Genomic DNA, 16913 nt, shown 5'->3' with positions numbered 1-16913 from the left:
CCGGACTGATAACGACGCAGATGGGGCATTATCGCCAGTCGCCGCTCAGTAGGTAGAGAATCGGCTGAACCATCGGTCGTAGGTTCGAGTCCTACTCCAGGAGTCATTTTCAAAAAAGCACCATTTAATGAATGGTGCTTTCTCTTATTAATTTGTATCAAAATTACTTTTCCTATATAATATAGCTACTATACATATATAGGAAAAGTAATCTTGATATTTGCAGCTGATTTTATTTATGATAGCAATATAATGAAGATTTTATTAGAGGAGTATTACTATGGATTACATTGTTGAGGCTAAGAAGTTAGCCAAATCTTATGGAGATTTTCGGGCATTAAAGGGTATTTCATTTGCTATTCCGCAAGGTGAATGTTTTGGATTTTTGGGCCATAATGGAGCGGGAAAGTCGACTACTATGCGGATGATTTATGGATTGTCAGTTGTTGAAGAAGGCGAGTTAAGTGTGATGGGAGAACGAATTATGCATTTAACGCCACCTCATATTAAACAAATTTTTGGTATTGTTCCGCAAGAGGATAATCTAGATCTTGAATTAACAGTGATCGAAAATCTAGAAGTGTATGGAAGTTATTTTGGTATGTCGTCTAAGGAGGCAATTAAGCGAGGGCAAGAATTATTAGAGTTTATGGGACTTACAGATAAAATGAATGTAAATGTGGATATGCTTTCTGGTGGGGGGAAACGTCGTTTAGTGATCGCTAGAGCCTTGATTAATGATCCTAAAATTATTATTTTAGATGAACCTACAACAGGCCTTGACCCACAAGCACGCCGCCAAGTATGGCAAAAGTTGAGAAAACTCAAAGAAGATGGAGTTACTATGTTATTGACGACTCATTATATGGAAGAGGCGGCTCAGCTTTGTGATCGGCTGGTGATTATGAATGATGGGGAAATACTTGCAGAGGGAAGCCCTGAAGAATTAGTAGAGGAATATATACTACCTTTTGTTATTGAAGTTAGAATTTCTATTGATATGTTGCCTCCACAAATTAATGAAAAAATTGAAGCAATGGGCGCTAGGGGCGAATATATGGTAGATAGTTTGTTTATTTTTACGAAGGATAGTCGTGAAATATGGGATAAGCTAGATGAAATCGGATTATCCCAACGAGATTGCTATCTTAGGCCTGCAACCCTAGAGGATGTATTTTTAAAATTAACTGGGGAGAGGGAAGAAGCATGAGAATGGCATTACAAATTTTAAAAAGACATTTAATTGTATTTCGTCGCACATTATGGTCTAATATGGTATTTAATGCCATAGAGCCTTTTCTTTATCTTTCCGCCATGGGTTTTGGTTTAGGATCTCTTGTTCAGGATATAGGTGGTATGAGCTATATTCAGTTTATTGCTCCAGGTATGGTAGCTTCAGCATCCATGTGGGCTGCTACTTTTGAGTGCACCTATGCAAGTTTTGTTAGACTTCATTATCATAAAAATTTTCATGCCATGTTAGCCGCCCCCGGGACAGTGACTGACCTAGTCCTTGGTGAAGTTCTGATTGCCATTATAAAAAATATTGTATTTGGTGTTGTCATTCTTTTAGTCATTGGGATGATGGGACAAGTACAGTCAGCTTGGGCGCTACTAATTCCTGTATTTCTTATTTTACCTGGGACAGTGTTTGCACTGATGGCTTTGTCCTATACAGGTATAATTACTCATATTGATTATCTTAATTATTATATTACCCTTGTTACAACTCCTATGTATTTGTTTGCAGGTGTATTTTTTCCTATCTCTTCAATGCCGGAGTGGTTACAAATTGTATCTTGGATCAATCCTTTATATCATAGTGTAGAGGTGTGTCGTGCTCTTGTCGTTGGGCAGGTTGGTATTAGATTGTGGCAGCATGCTGGGAGCTTAATTGTCCTTTCTATCCTACTAGCTGCTATACCTGTTCGTTTATTGAAAAAGCGTCTTATTAGCTAAAATAAGAAAATACTATTTTGAAGCATAACAGAAGAGGCTATCTCAAAAAATTGAGATAGCCTCTTCTGTTGTATATAAAATTAAGCCTTGCCGTTGCAACCAAGAACATGAACGAGTTTATGTTTAACTAATTCTTTAATGTATGCTCTAGCAGGTGATAGATATTGTCTTGGGTCGAAGTGTGAAGGATTAGCGAACATGTGCTCTCTAATACCAGCTGTTAAAGCAAGACGCAAGTCAGAGTCAATATTAATTTTGCAAACAGCCATTTTAGCAGCTTGACGTAACATATCTTCTGGTATACCAATAGCATCTGCTAAGTTACCACCATTTTTATTGATGATGTCAACGTATTTTGGAATAACAGAAGAAGCACCATGCAAAACAATTGGGAAGTTAGGGAGTCTTTTTTCAATTTCTTCTAAAATGTCAAAACGCAATTGTGGATTTTGACCTGGTTTAAATTTAAAAGCACCATGACTTGTACCGATAGCGATTGCTAAAGAATCAACACCCGTGCTTTTTACAAATTCTTCAACTTGCTCAGGATGAGTATAAGAAGCATCTTCAGCAGATACATTGACATCATCTTCAATGCCAGCAAGTTGTCCTAGTTCACCTTCAACAAAAACGCCTTTGTTATGTGCATAGTCAACGACACGTTTTGTTAATTCCATATTGTCTTTGAAGCTATGGTGTGAACCATCAATCATAACGGAAGTGAAACCACCATCGATACAAGATTTGCAAGTTTCAAAATCAGCACCATGATCTAAATGAAGTGCAATAGGAAGACCAGTGTCTTCAATCGCTGCTTGTACTAAATGTACTAAGTAATTATGTTTTGCATACTTTCTTGCACCAGCGGAAACTTGCAGGATAAGTGGAGCATTTTCTTCTTTTGCCGCTTCAGTAATTGCTTGGATAATTTCCATGTTGTTTACATTGAAGGCACCAATAGCATATTGACCTTCATAGGCTTTTTTAAACATTTCTTTTGTACTAACTAATGGCAAGGTAATCCCTCCTAATATTTGTATCATATGGTATTTATGTTGTTTCATTATAACATATTGCGGATAATAATGTAATAAAATATGATTATACTGACAAGTTATAAATTATACTTTTACTGCTAGCTGATTTTTTCTATTAATTCTAGCAAGTCTGCAGGGAGTGGGCTTGAGATATCAATGATTTCGCCAGAAACAGGATGGGTGAAGTATAGCCGAGCAGCATGTAAAGCTTGTCGTCCAATCAGGTTCCTTGATCCACCATAGAGATCATCTCCTAACAAAGGATGCCCAAGAAATGATAAATGTACTCTAATTTGATGAGTACGACCAGTTAAAAGCGCCAATTCTACTAAACTTGCTTCTTTAAAGTTTTTGATTACTTTATACTTAGTCGTAGCATTTTGACCGTTCTCATCAACAACACGTTGGATGATACTATCTGGATGTCGAGCAATCGGTGCATCAATTATACCTTCATCAGGTATGATTAAACCTGAAACAAAGGCCAGATATTGACGTTTAATATTCTTTATATCATTGTGAGAGAGTAAATGTTGAATATGAGGTAACTTCGCAATAAGGACTAGACCTGAGGTATTGCGATCTAGACGATGGACGGGGTGAAAGCTATAAGGCAGTTGATTCTTTTGAAAATAATACATGATCGCATTACCGAGAGTCATTTGATGTTCTGAAGTAGTAGGGTGTACTAACATACCTGCAGGCTTGTCTACGATCAGAAGATACTCGTCTTCATAACAAATGGTAAGTGGCAGCTCAGTCGGTATGATTGTACACTCTTGTTGCCAATTGACAGTGATCTTATCTCCAGGAGATAGAATATGGTTGAGAGGGATTTTTTGATCATTAACCAATAAAGTACCTGAGTGTTTAATCTTTCGCCAGATGGTAAGTGAAAAGCCGATATGACGGCGTAGATAATCTTTTATAGGTATGGGACCTGTCGAGTCAGGAACTAATAAATCCATTATGAGTACTCCTTCTAGGTATATCTAAACAAATAGTATCTACAAAATTTAAATTTATATTGATGTAATACTTAATTTCGGTAAATAGATAGAAAAATCCTTTATACGAGTTAAAAGGACAATCGAAGGATTGCCCTTTCCCACTCATTATTTGTGGAATCAAAAAAAGATAGATTTTTTGATTCCAAGTAAGGACGACTAAAGATTGTGTCTGTATCTGAGGACTTGTTATAAGCCAAATCTTATCTTATAGTAGAGTTTGTGTCATCGCAATTAAATGAGAAATATGTTCTCGTTCCATCGTTAGAGATTCTTGAAAGTAATCATTCATGGGAGTGCCTCGCAAGCTGAAAATATGTTCTAATCGACGATGATGACGTAGTAGGGCTAGTAATAAGAAGAGGAGGCATACACGATGTAGACCTAATTGACGCTCTCCAGAGTCATTTTGTGCTTCTCTCATTTGTGTGCTATATTTTTTCATTGCAGAACTCATGGCTTCATCGTGCATACAGATAAGATGGGTGACGTCCATATAGGCATCCCAGTGGTTTATAGACATGTCATCCAGACGATCACGCATTGTATCGTTAGCTTGTTCAGCTGCTTCCAATGTTGTATACATTAAATCTAATTGTTCAATCGCTTCAGCATGAAGCATACGAATATGCTCTAAATCAAGTGACATCGGTTTTTTTGTTTGTGTTCTCTTCAACATAATACCTCCCTGTCGCAAAGGAATTTTCCGTATTTTATGCTATGAGTGAATACAATATGAAGGTTTGGTTAATAATTTGTAAATTAGCAATTTGATTTAGGACCAATGAATCGAAGCATTTTAATAGGTACCATCATTGATAGAGGTTTGCGATGCTTGCAGATATTAACAATAATAAAATCACAACCGACATGACATAAGGTACCACAAAATGATTCTTGGCGACATATGCGTGCATCAACTGAAAAAATGACATCATCGCCCAACATACATAACAAGCGATCTTTGAAAGAATTTTCAGGATATGCATATGCTTTAGGTGGCATACATTCTTGGTGCATCATCACTTGCCCCATAGGGGGGCAACATTCTTCCATTTCATCATGATACCAATGTGGATATTTGCCATCCATAAATTTTGATAGCCTCCTTTATTGATATTTTATTAGAGTATCTGATACATCATATGAAGACCAGAAACATAATGACACTATATAAATTGTTTGTAAAAAAGAAATATTATTATAAAAACATGCAGGAAAAAGTACTTTTTGTCCGAATTTATAAGTGTTAACTGCTTATAATGAGGTGACTAATATGGAATTAATGCAAAATAGCAATATTGTTGCTTTGGGATTTTTAGTTTGGGTGTTTATTGCTCCTCGGCGGAATAGTTCTAGATACGGCGAATTATTCTTGGCATACATGACATCATTGCTATTTAGTTTAGTAGGTAGTTCTGAGCTTTTGATGGTCAAGCCAGTAGCTTTTTTCTTTACGATTGGTGGAGTATTAGCATTTTTTTATGTGGTAGTTCGCAAAACAGTAAGGATAGGGCTTAGAAAATAAATATTATAAATGGAGGTTCATAGTATGGCGAAGGATTGTTCTTTTGACGTTGTATCCGATGTAGATTTACAGGAAGTTGATAATGCTGTAAACCAAACAGTAAAAGAAGTGGGTCAACGGTTTGATTTTCGTGGTAGTAAAGCTTCAGTGACTTTAGAAGGTGCTCAAATTAAAGTGGTTGGTGATGATGATCATAAACTAAAAAACGTAATCGAAATTTTACAAGCCAAAATTATTAAACGTGGTATTTCTCTAAAAAATTTAGATTATGGCAAGGTAGAATCGGGTTTTAGTGGAACTGTAAGACAAATTGTTACTGTCAAAAAAGGCATTGACAAGGAAAAAGCTAAAGATGTAATTTCTTTTATTAAAAGTAGTAAATTAAAAGTTCAAGGCCAATATCAAGATGATCAAGTACGAGTCATTGGTAAAAATAAAGNGTTACTGTCAAAAAAGGCATTGACAAGGAAAAAGCTAAAGATGTAATTTCTTTTATTAAAAGTAGTAAATTAAAAGTTCAAGGCCAATATCAAGATGATCAAGTACGAGTCATTGGTAAAAATAAAGATGATTTACAAAGCGCAATTGCTCAATTAAGACAACATGATTTTGGTATTGATTTACAATTTGTCAATTTCCGTTCATAAAAAATTAACAAAAAAAGCTTCCGCATATGCGGAAGCTTTTTTTACGGAATCAGCAAGCATAATACTTTCTTGATTCCAAGTCTTTTCTTATAGGGGAAAATTAGATTTTATCGTTCGTAAGTCCTAGGATATCTAAGATCTTAAGGCTCAAGCTAAGAATAATTGATACAATCGTGGCTAGTGCCATGCCTTTCATGGTTACGGTACCAAGTGTAATGCTGGCACCACTGATGCCGAGAATTAACACAATTGAAGTTAAAATAAGATTACGTGCGCGGCTATAATCCACTTTAGACTCAACGAGTATACGTATACCTGAAGCAGCAATAACACCGAATAATAAGAGGGAAACGCCACCCATAACTGGGACTGGGATACTTTGAATCGCAGCAGCTAATTTACCGACGAAGGAAAGGATAATTGCCAGTATCGCAGCACCAGCAATAACTTGAACGCTATATACTTTAGTGATCGCCATAACACCAATATTTTCGCCATAGGTAGTATTTGGAGTGGAACCAAAAAATCCAGAGATGATTGTGGAAAGTCCGTTACCAAGTAATGAACGATGCAGTCCAGGATCTTTAGTTAAATTACGACCAACAATGTTGCCTGTGACGACTAAGTGTCCGATGTGTTCTGCAATGACAACTAAAGCTGCAGGCAAGATAATGGCAATAGCATTAAAATTAAATTCAGGAGTATACAATGTAGGAACAGCGAACCATGGAGCAGCGGCGATCGGGGCTAAATCTACTAACCCTAGGATAAAGGATAACGCATACCCTGCGAAGACTCCGATTAAGATAGGGATAATGGCTAAAAAGCCACGGAACATGATTGAACCGAGAACTGTCACTGCTAAGGTAAACATAGAAACCGTAATAACATTAGCATCTAATGTTTTAGCAGTAAGACCTGCCATATCAGCGGCAACAGGTGCCAATTCTAAACCGATAACAGCGACAATAGCGCCCATTGCTGCTGGTGGGAAGACTGTATCAATCCATTTTGTACCAACAACACTAATCATGAGAGATACTAAGGAAAAAACAACGCCAGCGGCAATAAAACCACCTAAAGCTGCGTTATATCCATATTGAGGTAAAATGATAAATACAGGTGATAAGAACGCAAAACTGGAACCAAGATAAGCAGGGATTTTACCTTTACAAATAAAAAGATATAAAAGAGTACCAATACCATTAAATAATAAGATGGTTGCCGGGTTGACTTTAAATAAAATAGGTACAAGCACTGTGGCACCAAACATGGCAAAAAGATGTTGTAGACTGAGAGGGAATGTTTGCAATAGAGGTAGTTTTTCCTCGACTTGAATAATACGTGTATTCATAAAATATCTCCTTAGTTACCTTCGGCACACAAAGAAAACCTGGCTTGCTCTAAGCCTTAGTTGCCCTTGCTTACAATAAAGCTGACTGCGCAATAAAAAAACTCTTACCAGAGCAAGAGTTTTAAGGGCAGTAGAGACACAGTCTGGGTAAGACTCGTCATTGTGCACCTTATTAGTCTCTCTGGACTAAATTAAAGGTTATTTTATCAAAATGTATCATAAAATATACACTTTGTCTATTCTTTTTATAATAAATAATTAGGAATATCTTTGCTTTTGGTTTAAAATAAGAAAATAGAGTAATTAAACATGTAATGAGAGTGGTTGAAAGAGAGGCAAGAGTATGGCTAAAAATACAGATCGTGTATCAACAAAAAAGAATCAAGGTGCACGGCAAGAAAAAACAAAAATTTATGTTGATGAGTTATACTTTCGTCATGTGGACCAAGCTGAGCGTTGGCGACGAGAATCTGAGCACTATCAGGCAGTAGAGAATAAATTATTGGAAGTAAGTCAGTTTTCCTATGAAGAATTTGACTATACACCGCTGATGGTTAGAAACATTTTTAAAGAAAGAGTAGTACCAGACTACTCCTATATGTTAAAGGATGCGCAAGTTGCCGCTGAAAGTCAATTTTTCATCCCAATTATTGCGCGAGGTATTTTATTAATTGTTGCTGCTTTTATATTGATTGTTGGAACTAATAGTATAGTATTGTGGATGTCAGGTGCTAGTGTTCTCGCATTACTAATTTTATTGTTTTTACTCATACAAGAACGACACCTTTATATTGAAAGAACATTATTGGAAAAACAAACAGAAATTGATAATCGAGTTGCATATGAAAAAAAGAAAATTGCAGATGAGAGAGAACAACACGAAAAGGATGAAAATGAACGAATTAAAATTATTGAAGATTTATTTTCTGGAGAGATTTCATCAGTTTTTGCTAAAATCGAAAATGTATTAGATCAACTTAATTTTTTCTTCGACACCAGTGTTGAAATTGACTTATATCATAATATTCCATCAATAAAAGTCTGGTTCCCTCCTAAAACGATTATCCCCAATATCACGTGTGTAGTACAATCATCGGGACGCCCAACTTTTACAGAAAAAGAAATGCGTGTCATTAATAAACAATATTTAGAGTTGTGCGCAGGAATTCTTATCAAGATAATGTCTGTCATCTATGCTCATATACCTGTATTTCAGACAGCTTATATTTATGGCATGTCAAGAGAAAGTGGAAATGCTGAATGTTTCATTGAAAGTAAAGCTGAGCGAGAAAGTTTAATTATGGCTTGTAGCGCGACGACTGGTTTAGAAGGATTACAGATACTCAAAGCAAATTTTAAATGCAACACATCATTGGAGTTACTACCCCTTGTAGTGGAAGATCCAGAAGAATGGAATAAGGTTGAACGAAAATTAGTGCGCAGGTTACAAGTCAATTTATCTAGGCCATAGAGAAAATAGTTATAATTATTAAAAAAAGATATAAACTAAAAAGGAATTCCCGAATTGTTGGCAAATATATAACTATAGGTCCAACCAATATTAAATGTTAAAAGGAGGATTTTGATTTATGAAAATTGCTGATGTAATACAAAGTGCCGATTGGAAAATTGAAAAACATGCTCCGGTAATTGAAGCACCAGAAAAGGTGGCTGCTGGTGAGAAATTCTGCGTCGATTTATCTGTAGGTAAAGAAATTGCTCATCCTAACACTACTGAACATAATATTCGTTGGATAAAATTATATTTTAAACCTGATAATGGAAAATTTGCTTATGAAATTGGTTCTTATGAATTTAATGTTCATGGTGAGTCTGTTGAAGGGGCTAATAAAGGACCAGTTTATGCTGAACCAGTAGCTAAAGCTGTTTTGAAAATTAGTACTTCAGGTACATTATTGGCTACTTCTTATTGTAATATTCATGGTTTATGGGAAAGTTCTAAAGCTATTGCTGTTGAAGGTTAAAAGGAATAAATATAAAAACCTGTTCTTATTAAAGAGCAGGTTTTTATATTTGTTGGCGTCTGTTGTAAAGTCTATAACCATAATTTTCAATGTATTAAATGATTCTATTATAGGCAAGATAGGATCAGAACCTAATAAAATTGAATGGAGGTCTTGTGTAATGTCAAGGAGTAAAAAACCTGTGAATCCTGCCGCACAAAAGGCTCTCGATCAATTGAAGGAAGAAACCGCTGCTGAAATTGGATTAACTGATTATAAGAATACCTATAAAGGTGCTTTAAGTTCAGCTGACAATGGACGTGTCGGTGGTCAAATGGTACGCAAGATGATTCAAGCTCAAGAAAATCAGATTAGTGGTCAAAAATAGAATTTTCAAATATAAGCAGGCTAAAGGCCTGCTTATATTTTATATGTTTTTATTGAATATAGGCAGGAGTTTTATGTATTAATAGGGAATGGTAGTAATAATTATGATAATATAATCACAAACACAAGTGTATTTCCAAAGTGGTTTTTTCCCATTGTGGAAGTGGGACTTTGTGAAAGAATGTCAAGGGGGAAAAGAAATGACTGATAGTGTTGCCGCGTCACATGCCAAAGGAAAGTGTGCCACAGATAAGATTTTTGGAGCTAATGCGGCTGCGGTTAAAGATGCCGCTCAATATGGTAATGATAAAGTAGTAAATGCTACAATCGGTGCTCTAATGGATGATCAAGAAAAATTAGCCTGCATACCAACTGTTGAAAAAGTGTTTAGAGAATTACCAATCAATAATATTATTAGCTATGCGCCTATTGCTGGTTCACCTGCTTTTTTGAAAGCTTTTATCAATTTAGCCTTTGCAGATCATAAACCTGATGCTTATATTGAGGCGATTGCTACATCTGGCGGATCTGGTGCCATTCATCATACTATCTGGAATTATTCTGATGCAGGGGATACTATTTTGACTTCTGACTGGTATTGGGGACCTTATAAAGTGCTCTGTCAAGATAGTTTACGTAAATTGGATACTTATACTTTATTTGATGAAGAACAAAAATTTAATATTGCTGCTTTTAGCGCAAAAGTAAAAGAATTATTAAGTAAACAAACCAATGTAGTTGTCATTATTAATACACCAGCTCATAATCCAACGGGTTTTAGTTTAACTGATAGTGACTGGGATAATGTATTGGCATTATTTAAAGAGTGTGCTCAAGATACTGAAAAACGTATTATTCCACTCATTGATGTTGCTTATATCGATTATGCAGGTGAAAAAAACGCTTGTCGTGCTTTCTTGAAAAAACTGGGTGGTTTACCCACTAATATATTCCCAATTCTCGCATGTAGTATGTCTAAAGGTTTTACCATGTACGGACAACGTACAGGTGCTATGATTGGGGTTTCTTCAAGTAAAGAAGTCATTGAAGAATTTAAAAATATAAATCAATATACTAGTCGTGCTACGTGGTCGAATATTACTCATAGTGCTATGAACTTATTATCGACTATTTATCAAGACAAAGAACTTTTAGCCCAAACTGAGTTAGAACGTGATGCACTTTATGCACTCATCCGTAACCGGGCAGACATCTTTATGAGTGAAGCTAAGGAAGCTAATCTAAAGATGCTTCCATATATTGCAGGATTTTTCTTGACTATACCTGCAGATCAACCTGATGCAGTGTGCGAAAAATTACATGAAGACCATATCTTTGCAGTACCGCTAGCAAAAGGTATTCGAATTGCTGTCTGTGCTGTATCATCAAGTAAAATTAAAGGTATGGCTGCTAAGATTGCTAAAGCCATACAAGCTGTAGCAGCATCTTAAGTCAAATAAGGCAATTCATTATTTCTTGTTATTGATTATAGTGAGATGGGTAATACTATAATCAAAGGAGGCGATGAAATTGAGTTGTCAACAGAATCATTTATTTGACAATAATGCTCTGGCGTTGCCGCGATTTTTTTTGTGGGGAATACATGTCATTAGTTCCGTTTTATTCTTTTACTTGGGAATGAGATTTACCCTTCGTCATGCACCACTTCCTTTTCTCGCCTATCGTTTATTGCGAAGGATGATGCATCGTTAATATCAAAGAAGAGTGAACCGTTGTTCACTCTTCTTTGATGTTTGTAGTATCGCTTGTATTTTTAAGTATTATTATAAAATTTCAACTATTAGTAAAAGTCAAACTTTATAGGCAAAGCTAGATATGTTATTGTTTTATGTCGCTATTGATGATATAGTATTTCTGGACTATGCCATAATGAGCTTAGTAGGGTACATAAATTTTCCAATATTTAAAAATGGGGGATAGAACATGTTCGGTTTTAAACCAAAAGAAGATGAGTTTTTTAAATTATTTGTTGAAAGTAGTAATGTGTTACGGCAAGGAGCTTATGTGCTTAAAGAAGTCATGGATGACTACACTCAGCTTGAGGAGAAAATGCAACAAATTTCTGATTTGGAGCATAAAGCTGATGATATTAATGACGCAATAATTGACAAACTTAATCAGACCTTTATCACACCACTTGATCGTGAAGATATTTATTCCTTGGCAACTATGCTAGATGATGTGGTCGACTTTTTGCAAGGTACGATGCAACGGATGGTGCTTTATAAGGCTGGTAAACCGACAGCAGGTTCTGCACAATTAGCTAGTTTATTAGCTGAATGTACAGAAGAGATGGTACTCGCTTTTGAGTTGCTTAAAAATATTAAAGGAAATCAGAATAAAATTCTTGATCATACGAATAAGATTGGTCAGCTCGAAAGTCAAGGTGACCAAATTTATCGTCGTGAAGTGGCCCTACTTTTTGACACTTGTCCCAATCCAATCGAAGTGATTAAATGGAAAGAAATATTGGAACACTTGGAAGATGCTCTTGATCATTGTGAAAGTATTGGAGATTTATTACGAGGCGTGGTTATGAAATATGCCTGATACATTAATTATTTGTGTTGTCTTACTCGCATTAGCTTTTGATTATATTAATGGTTTCCATGATACTGCAAATGCCATTGCCACTTCTGTGTCGACTAGGGCGTTGACACCAAGAGTTGCAGTATGGATGGCTGCTGGACTTAACTTTCTTGGGGCTATGTATAGTACTGGAGTAGCAAAGACAATTGGGGGCGATCTTGTAAAATCTGCCCAGATGGTTAATGAACCAATTATTATTGCTGCTATGTTTGGTGCAATTGTTTGGAACTTATTAACTTGGTGGATGGGGATTCCGAGTAGTTCATCCCATGCCTTAGTTGGTGGGGTTGTTGGAGCTGTTTTGACAGCAAGGGGTTATGAAGCTTTAAAAGTTGATGGTATATTAAAAATTGTTGCTGCCTTAATTTGTTCTCCACTGGTTGCTATGTTCACAGGCTTACTGATTATGACATTTTTATTTTGGATATTTGGTAATATGGCACCTTCACGGATTAATCCTAAATTTAAAAAATTACAAATTATTACAGCGGCAATGATGGCTTTTTCTCATGGCTCAAATGATGCGCAAAAAGCCATGGGGATTATTACCTTAACATTGGTCAGCACTGGATATTTAACAACTTTGGAAGTACCATTGTGGGTTAAAATGTCGGCAGCAACTGCTATGGGTCTAGGGACTGCAGCTGGTGGTTGGCGAATTATCAAAACAATGGGGAGTAAAATCTTCAAACTAGAACCTATTAGTGGTTTTGCCGCAGATTTAAACTCATCGATCATCATTTTTGGAGCAACACTGTTGCACTTACCTGTAAGTACAACTCATGTAGTTTCAGGATCAATCATGGGTGTTGGAGCTGCAAAACGGATTCGTGCTGTACGGTGGGGCGTAGCACAACAAATGCTGATGGCCTGGGTTTTAACGATTCCTTCTACAGCATTGGTCAGTGCATTAGCCTATAAAATAATATCATTATTTTTCTAAGATTTCAATTTATATACAGTAAAACAATGAGCGGCAAATATGCATTTATGTTTATTTGCCGTAATTTTTGATATATCAATTATAGAAGTCTCTATATGGAATGAATCTCATATTGTATAAGGATAAAGATGAGAATAAGTATAAGTTATCTAAGTAACAAAACATGTGCAGGGGGGCGTTTTAATGGAAAAGCCTATTACTGTTTATTTTGCCAATCGGGAGTCATGCCAATATCAGGCAGGCATAACATTACTAGAAATCAGTCATGATGTACAACATTTGTATACTACGGCGATTGTTGCTGCTAAAGTAAATAATGAAATTAAAGATTTGCAGTTTGTTGTTACAACTGATTGTACCATTGATTTTTTCGATTTACGTACTGAATTAGGTATAAAAGTGTATCAGCGTAGTCTGACTTTTGTTATGATTGCTGCAGCGTATGAATTATTTCCTCATGGAGAGACAACCGTTGAGCATTCTTTAAGTAAAGGACTGTATTGTGAATTACATATTGGTGAACCAACGACAGAAGATCATCTAAAGGCTTTGGAAATGCATATGCGGAAAATTATCGATGAAAATCGCTCTATTACAATGAAAAGTGTGCCAATTGCCGAAGCTATTGAATTATTCAGAAGTTCAGGACAAATTGAAAAAGTGAAACATTTAGAGCAACTCAAACGTGAGAGAGTTAGGATTTACTATTGTGGCCAGAGCTATGGATATTTTTATGGTATGATGATGCCAGATACAAAGAATTTAAAAATATTTTCTTTAAAGAAACATGAATCAGGTTTTATTTTACGTTTTCCAGAAAAAGAACGACCTGACTGTTTGCCGGAATTTGTTCCTCAAACTAAATTATCGGAAATATTCCTAGAAGCTGAACGGTGGGGAAAAATTTTAAAATGTGGTTATGTTGCTACATTAAATGAATATGTTCATAATAACAAAGTTCATGATATTATCAGAGTGACTGAGGCATTACATGAAAAGAAGATAGGGCAAATTGCAGATTTTGTGTTTGATAACAAAGATGTAAGAGTGATTTTAGTTGCTGGACCTTCTTCATCAGGTAAGACTACTTTTGCTCAACGTCTGACAATACAACTTAAAGTGAATGGGTTAAATCCTGTTGCTTTATCCTTAGATGATTATTTTATTGATCGTGATCGAACGCCACGTGATGAGAATGGTGATTATGATTTTGAATCCATTGAGGCGATTGATTTACAGTTGTTTAATGAACACTTACGCCGCATTTTAGATGGAGAGGCAGTAAAAGTACCTTCCTATAATTTCATGGTAGGTCAGCGGGAATATCGTGGGCATATCATTCAGATTGAAAAAAATCAGCCTCTTATTATCGAAGGAATTCATGGATTAAATGAAAGATTAAGTGCCTCAGTACCCTCGGAACATAAAGTTAAAATTTATGTGAGTGCTTTAACTCAACTATCCATTGATAATCACAATCGAATTTTGACGACAGATACTCGGTTACTGCGAAGGATTGTTCGTGATAGTCAATTTAGATCTCATGATGCACTTAAAACATTACGTATGTGGTCGTCAGTACGACGAGGAGAAGAACGAAATATCTTCCCGTTTCAAGAAGATGCAGATATTATGTTTAATTCAGGTCTTATCTATGAACTCGGTGTACTCAAAAAATATGCTGAGCCTTTATTAAAGCAAATTACATCTGCAGAGGAAGAATATCCAGAGGCTAAACGTTTATTAAACTTTTTAAGCTATTTTGAAAATATTGCAGATGACGAAATTCCTCTTAATTCTATTTTACGAGAATTTACTGGTTCCTCATGTTTTTATCGGTAAATAGGCATAAAAAAAAGCCCCAACCATTTGGTTAGGGCTTTTTACTCTTAACGATGTTTTGCGAAATATTTCAAAGCAACTTCAGGGAACAATGCATAGGATAGAACATCTTCGATAGATGCATTAGGATATCCTTTTTCAGCAAGTTGTGCAGTAAGAAGTTCCATTTGTGGTGCAATATCATCAGCTGGACGATAATCAATGATTTTTTCATCGCCAATGATTTTAGCACGAACTGACTCGTCAACAGGCATAGGAGTTTTACCATATTTACCACGTGCCAAATCTTTGATTTCGCGTGGTACCATTTTATAACGTTCACCAATCATTACATTGAAGGTTGCCATTGAACCAACAATCTGGCTGGTAGGAGTAACCAATGGAGGATAGCCAAGTTCTGCACGTACGCGAGGCATTTCTTCCAATAATTCTTGATATTTTTCTTCGATTCCTTGTTCCTTAAGTTGGTTGTACAGATTGGACAACATACCACCAGGAATTTGGAAGTCAAGAACATTTGTATCAACATCAAAAGCTGTTTTGAGACCGAAATCGGCTCCCAAACTTTTCTTAACATTAGCAAAGTGAAGAACAGCATCTTTTAGTTTATGACGGTCAAGACCTGTATCATATTCAGTGCCTTCTAAAGCAGCAATCATGGTTTCAGTACAAGGTTGGGAAGTACCAAGAGCGAATGGTGACAATGCGCAGTCAACCACGTCAACGCCAGCTTCAATAGCTTTTAAATAAGTCATTGAACCCATACCGCTTGTATAGTGAGTATGAAGTTGAATTGGTACATTAACTTGAGGATCAGCTTTCAAAGCTTTAACCAAATCATAAGCAATATAAGGTCTGAGTAGACCTGACATATCTTTAATACAGATGGAATCAGCGCCACGTTCTACTAATTGACGAGCGAGTGTGATATAGCTTTCAACAGTGTGGTATGGGCTAATTGTGTATACGCATACACCTTGTACATGAGCACCGGATTCTTTAGCAGCTTTCATAGCAACTTCAAGATTACGAACATCATTCAATGCATCAAATACACGAATAACGCCAATACCGTTTTCAACCATTTTCTTAACAAAAGCAGTCACAACATCATCAGCATAGTGATTATAACCAAGGATGTTTTGACCTCTAAGAAGCATAGAGATAGGAGTTTTTTTCAAATGAGTTTTTAGAGTGCGTAGACGCTCCCAAGGATCTTCGTCTAAGAATCTTAAGCAAGTATCAAAAGTAGCGCCACCCCAAGCTTCTACAGCGAAATATCCCATATTGTCAAGACATTCTAGCATTGGCATCATATCATTCATGCGCATGCGAGTCGCAGCAAGTGATTGGTGACCATCCCGTAAAACTGTTTCCATGATTTGTACTGGTTTTCTAGACATATATATCCCCCTTTTGTTTTGACCCATGATTCTGGTGAAATATAATACATGACCGTAAGCGGACAAAATGTAAAATAATTCTGATTCAGAACCAATTAGTTATTTATGTAACAATCTCTGACAAACTTAATTTTACAGTATTTAAACTGCTTTTGCTAGTTATTTTTTTAACTTTTTTAATTTTTTTATATATTTTTTAATATTATACTGTATACAAAATAATATTTTTTAT

19 protein-coding genes are annotated in these 16913 nt (G+C 35.9%); 13 read left to right on the top strand and 6 right to left on the bottom strand.

The genetic code is table 11. The annotated features are described in order from the left end of the window. Positions 1-280: 280 nt before the first annotated feature. Positions 281-1210 carry an ABC transporter ATP-binding protein gene (locus ACAN52_RS18540; RefSeq protein ID WP_378956457.1) on the top strand — a complete coding sequence of 310 codons (930 nt, stop codon included), beginning with the start codon at positions 281-283 and terminating at the stop codon, positions 1208-1210. Next, on the top strand, positions 1207-1959 hold the full coding sequence (locus ACAN52_RS18535; RefSeq protein WP_378956456.1) for an ABC transporter permease: 753 nt from the start codon (positions 1207-1209) through the stop codon (positions 1957-1959). Before ACAN52_RS18540 ends, ACAN52_RS18535 begins: the two co-directional genes overlap by 4 nt. A gap of 80 nt (positions 1960-2039) precedes the next feature. Here the strand turns inward: ACAN52_RS18535 and fba are convergent, their stop codons facing one another. The 4 genes from fba to ACAN52_RS18515 form a co-directional block, all read right to left on the bottom strand. Beyond that, the gene (gene fba, locus ACAN52_RS18530; protein WP_378956455.1) at positions 2040-2975 is read right to left on the bottom strand and encodes a class II fructose-1,6-bisphosphate aldolase; all 936 of its coding nucleotides are present in this window, start codon (positions 2973-2975) and stop codon (positions 2040-2042) included. Between the two features lie 119 nt (positions 2976-3094). After that, positions 3095-3967 (bottom strand): RluA family pseudouridine synthase, encoded by an 873-nt coding sequence (locus ACAN52_RS18525; protein WP_378956460.1) that lies wholly within the window; start codon positions 3965-3967, stop codon positions 3095-3097. Positions 3968-4211: 244 nt separating this feature from the next. Next, complete coding sequence (locus ACAN52_RS18520) at positions 4212-4682, bottom strand: hypothetical protein (protein WP_378956454.1); 471 nt, start codon at positions 4680-4682, stop codon at positions 4212-4214. Between the two features lie 83 nt (positions 4683-4765). After that, a complete protein-coding gene (locus ACAN52_RS18515) occupies positions 4766-5095 on the bottom strand; it encodes a hypothetical protein (RefSeq protein ID WP_378956453.1) in 330 nt (109 codons plus the stop codon). Positions 5096-5279: 184 nt separating this feature from the next. On the opposite strand from ACAN52_RS18515, the gene ACAN52_RS18510 reads away from it, so the two are divergent. From ACAN52_RS18510 to ACAN52_RS18500, 3 genes are all read left to right on the top strand, one after another. Beyond that, positions 5280-5531, top strand: coding sequence for a hypothetical protein (locus ACAN52_RS18510; protein ID WP_378956452.1), 252 nt, complete (start codon positions 5280-5282; stop codon positions 5529-5531). 24 nt (positions 5532-5555) lie between these two features. Further along, entirely contained in the window at positions 5556-6017 is a 462-nt protein-coding gene (locus ACAN52_RS18505; protein ID WP_378956451.1) for a YajQ family cyclic di-GMP-binding protein, read from the top strand. Further along, on the top strand, positions 5990-6178 hold the full coding sequence (locus ACAN52_RS18500) for a DUF520 family protein (RefSeq protein WP_378956459.1): 189 nt from the start codon (positions 5990-5992) through the stop codon (positions 6176-6178). The genes ACAN52_RS18505 and ACAN52_RS18500 overlap by 28 nt, the downstream gene beginning before the upstream one ends. A 100-nt stretch (positions 6179-6278) precedes the next feature. Here ACAN52_RS18500 and uraA read toward each other — a convergent pair whose 3' ends face one another. Further along, entirely contained in the window at positions 6279-7532 is a 1254-nt protein-coding gene (gene uraA, locus ACAN52_RS18495) for a uracil permease (RefSeq protein ID WP_378956450.1), read from the bottom strand. Between the two features lie 343 nt (positions 7533-7875). Here uraA and ACAN52_RS18490 point away from each other — a divergent pair, with 343 nt between their 5' ends. The 8 genes from ACAN52_RS18490 to ACAN52_RS18455 all read left to right on the top strand — a co-directional run bounded on the left by ACAN52_RS18490 (position 7876) and on the right by ACAN52_RS18455 (position 15278). Further along, positions 7876-9003, top strand: coding sequence for a hypothetical protein (locus ACAN52_RS18490; protein WP_378956449.1), 1128 nt, complete (start codon positions 7876-7878; stop codon positions 9001-9003). Between the two features lie 118 nt (positions 9004-9121). After that, positions 9122-9517: a class II SORL domain-containing protein gene (locus ACAN52_RS18485; protein ID WP_378956448.1), complete on the top strand. Its 396-nt coding sequence runs from the start codon at positions 9122-9124 to the stop codon at positions 9515-9517. 160 nt (positions 9518-9677) lie between these two features. Beyond that, positions 9678-9884 carry a small, acid-soluble spore protein, alpha/beta type gene (locus tag ACAN52_RS18480; protein ID WP_378956447.1) on the top strand — a complete coding sequence of 69 codons (207 nt, stop codon included), beginning with the start codon at positions 9678-9680 and terminating at the stop codon, positions 9882-9884. A gap of 199 nt (positions 9885-10083) precedes the next feature. Next, on the top strand, positions 10084-11334 hold the full coding sequence (locus ACAN52_RS18475) for an aminotransferase class I/II-fold pyridoxal phosphate-dependent enzyme (protein WP_378956446.1): 1251 nt from the start codon (positions 10084-10086) through the stop codon (positions 11332-11334). A gap of 79 nt (positions 11335-11413) precedes the next feature. Then, entirely contained in the window at positions 11414-11596 is a 183-nt protein-coding gene (locus ACAN52_RS18470; protein WP_378956444.1) for a hypothetical protein, read from the top strand. A 231-nt stretch (positions 11597-11827) separates the two neighbouring features. Then, complete coding sequence (locus ACAN52_RS18465) at positions 11828-12454, top strand: DUF47 domain-containing protein (protein ID WP_378956443.1); 627 nt, start codon at positions 11828-11830, stop codon at positions 12452-12454. Beyond that, positions 12447-13436 carry an anion permease gene (locus ACAN52_RS18460; RefSeq protein ID WP_378956442.1) on the top strand — a complete coding sequence of 330 codons (990 nt, stop codon included), beginning with the start codon at positions 12447-12449 and terminating at the stop codon, positions 13434-13436. The genes ACAN52_RS18465 and ACAN52_RS18460 overlap by 8 nt, the downstream gene beginning before the upstream one ends. A gap of 183 nt (positions 13437-13619) precedes the next feature. After that, a complete protein-coding gene (locus ACAN52_RS18455; RefSeq protein WP_378956441.1) occupies positions 13620-15278 on the top strand; it encodes a nucleoside kinase in 1659 nt (552 codons plus the stop codon). 47 nt (positions 15279-15325) lie between these two features. On the opposite strand, the gene ACAN52_RS18450 is transcribed toward ACAN52_RS18455, so the two are convergent. Next, a complete protein-coding gene (locus ACAN52_RS18450) occupies positions 15326-16681 on the bottom strand; it encodes a pyruvate carboxylase subunit B (protein ID WP_378956440.1) in 1356 nt (451 codons plus the stop codon). Between the last annotated feature and the right edge of the window lie 232 nt (positions 16682-16913).

It is taken from the genome of Pelosinus sp. sgz500959, from assembly GCF_042610375.1.
Classification (GTDB): Bacteria; Bacillota; Negativicutes; order DSM-13327; family DSM-13327; genus CTSoil-075.
This window is presented reverse-complemented; position numbering and strand designations above follow the sequence as displayed.

Coding starts and splice junctions, on each gene's coding strand:
- ACAN52_RS18460 (WP_378956442.1), top strand. CDS start 12,447: ATGCCTGATACATTAATTATTTGTGTTGTCTTACTCGCATTAGCTTTT.
- ACAN52_RS18450 (WP_378956440.1), bottom strand. CDS start 16,681: ATGTCTAGAAAACCAGTACAAATCATGGAAACAGTTTTACGGGATGGT.
- ACAN52_RS18535 (WP_378956456.1), top strand. CDS start 1,207: ATGAGAATGGCATTACAAATTTTAAAAAGACATTTAATTGTATTTCGT.
- ACAN52_RS18510 (WP_378956452.1), top strand. CDS start 5,280: ATGGAATTAATGCAAAATAGCAATATTGTTGCTTTGGGATTTTTAGTT.
- ACAN52_RS18475 (WP_378956446.1), top strand. CDS start 10,084: ATGACTGATAGTGTTGCCGCGTCACATGCCAAAGGAAAGTGTGCCACA.
- ACAN52_RS18520 (WP_378956454.1), bottom strand. CDS start 4,682: ATGTTGAAGAGAACACAAACAAAAAAACCGATGTCACTTGATTTAGAG.
- uraA (WP_378956450.1), bottom strand. CDS start 7,532: ATGAATACACGTATTATTCAAGTCGAGGAAAAACTACCTCTATTGCAA.
- ACAN52_RS18490 (WP_378956449.1), top strand. CDS start 7,876: ATGGCTAAAAATACAGATCGTGTATCAACAAAAAAGAATCAAGGTGCA.
- ACAN52_RS18480 (WP_378956447.1), top strand. CDS start 9,678: ATGTCAAGGAGTAAAAAACCTGTGAATCCTGCCGCACAAAAGGCTCTC.
- ACAN52_RS18455 (WP_378956441.1), top strand. CDS start 13,620: ATGGAAAAGCCTATTACTGTTTATTTTGCCAATCGGGAGTCATGCCAA.
- ACAN52_RS18485 (WP_378956448.1), top strand. CDS start 9,122: ATGAAAATTGCTGATGTAATACAAAGTGCCGATTGGAAAATTGAAAAA.
- ACAN52_RS18515 (WP_378956453.1), bottom strand. CDS start 5,095: ATGGATGGCAAATATCCACATTGGTATCATGATGAAATGGAAGAATGT.
- ACAN52_RS18540 (WP_378956457.1), top strand. CDS start 281: ATGGATTACATTGTTGAGGCTAAGAAGTTAGCCAAATCTTATGGAGAT.
- ACAN52_RS18465 (WP_378956443.1), top strand. CDS start 11,828: ATGTTCGGTTTTAAACCAAAAGAAGATGAGTTTTTTAAATTATTTGTT.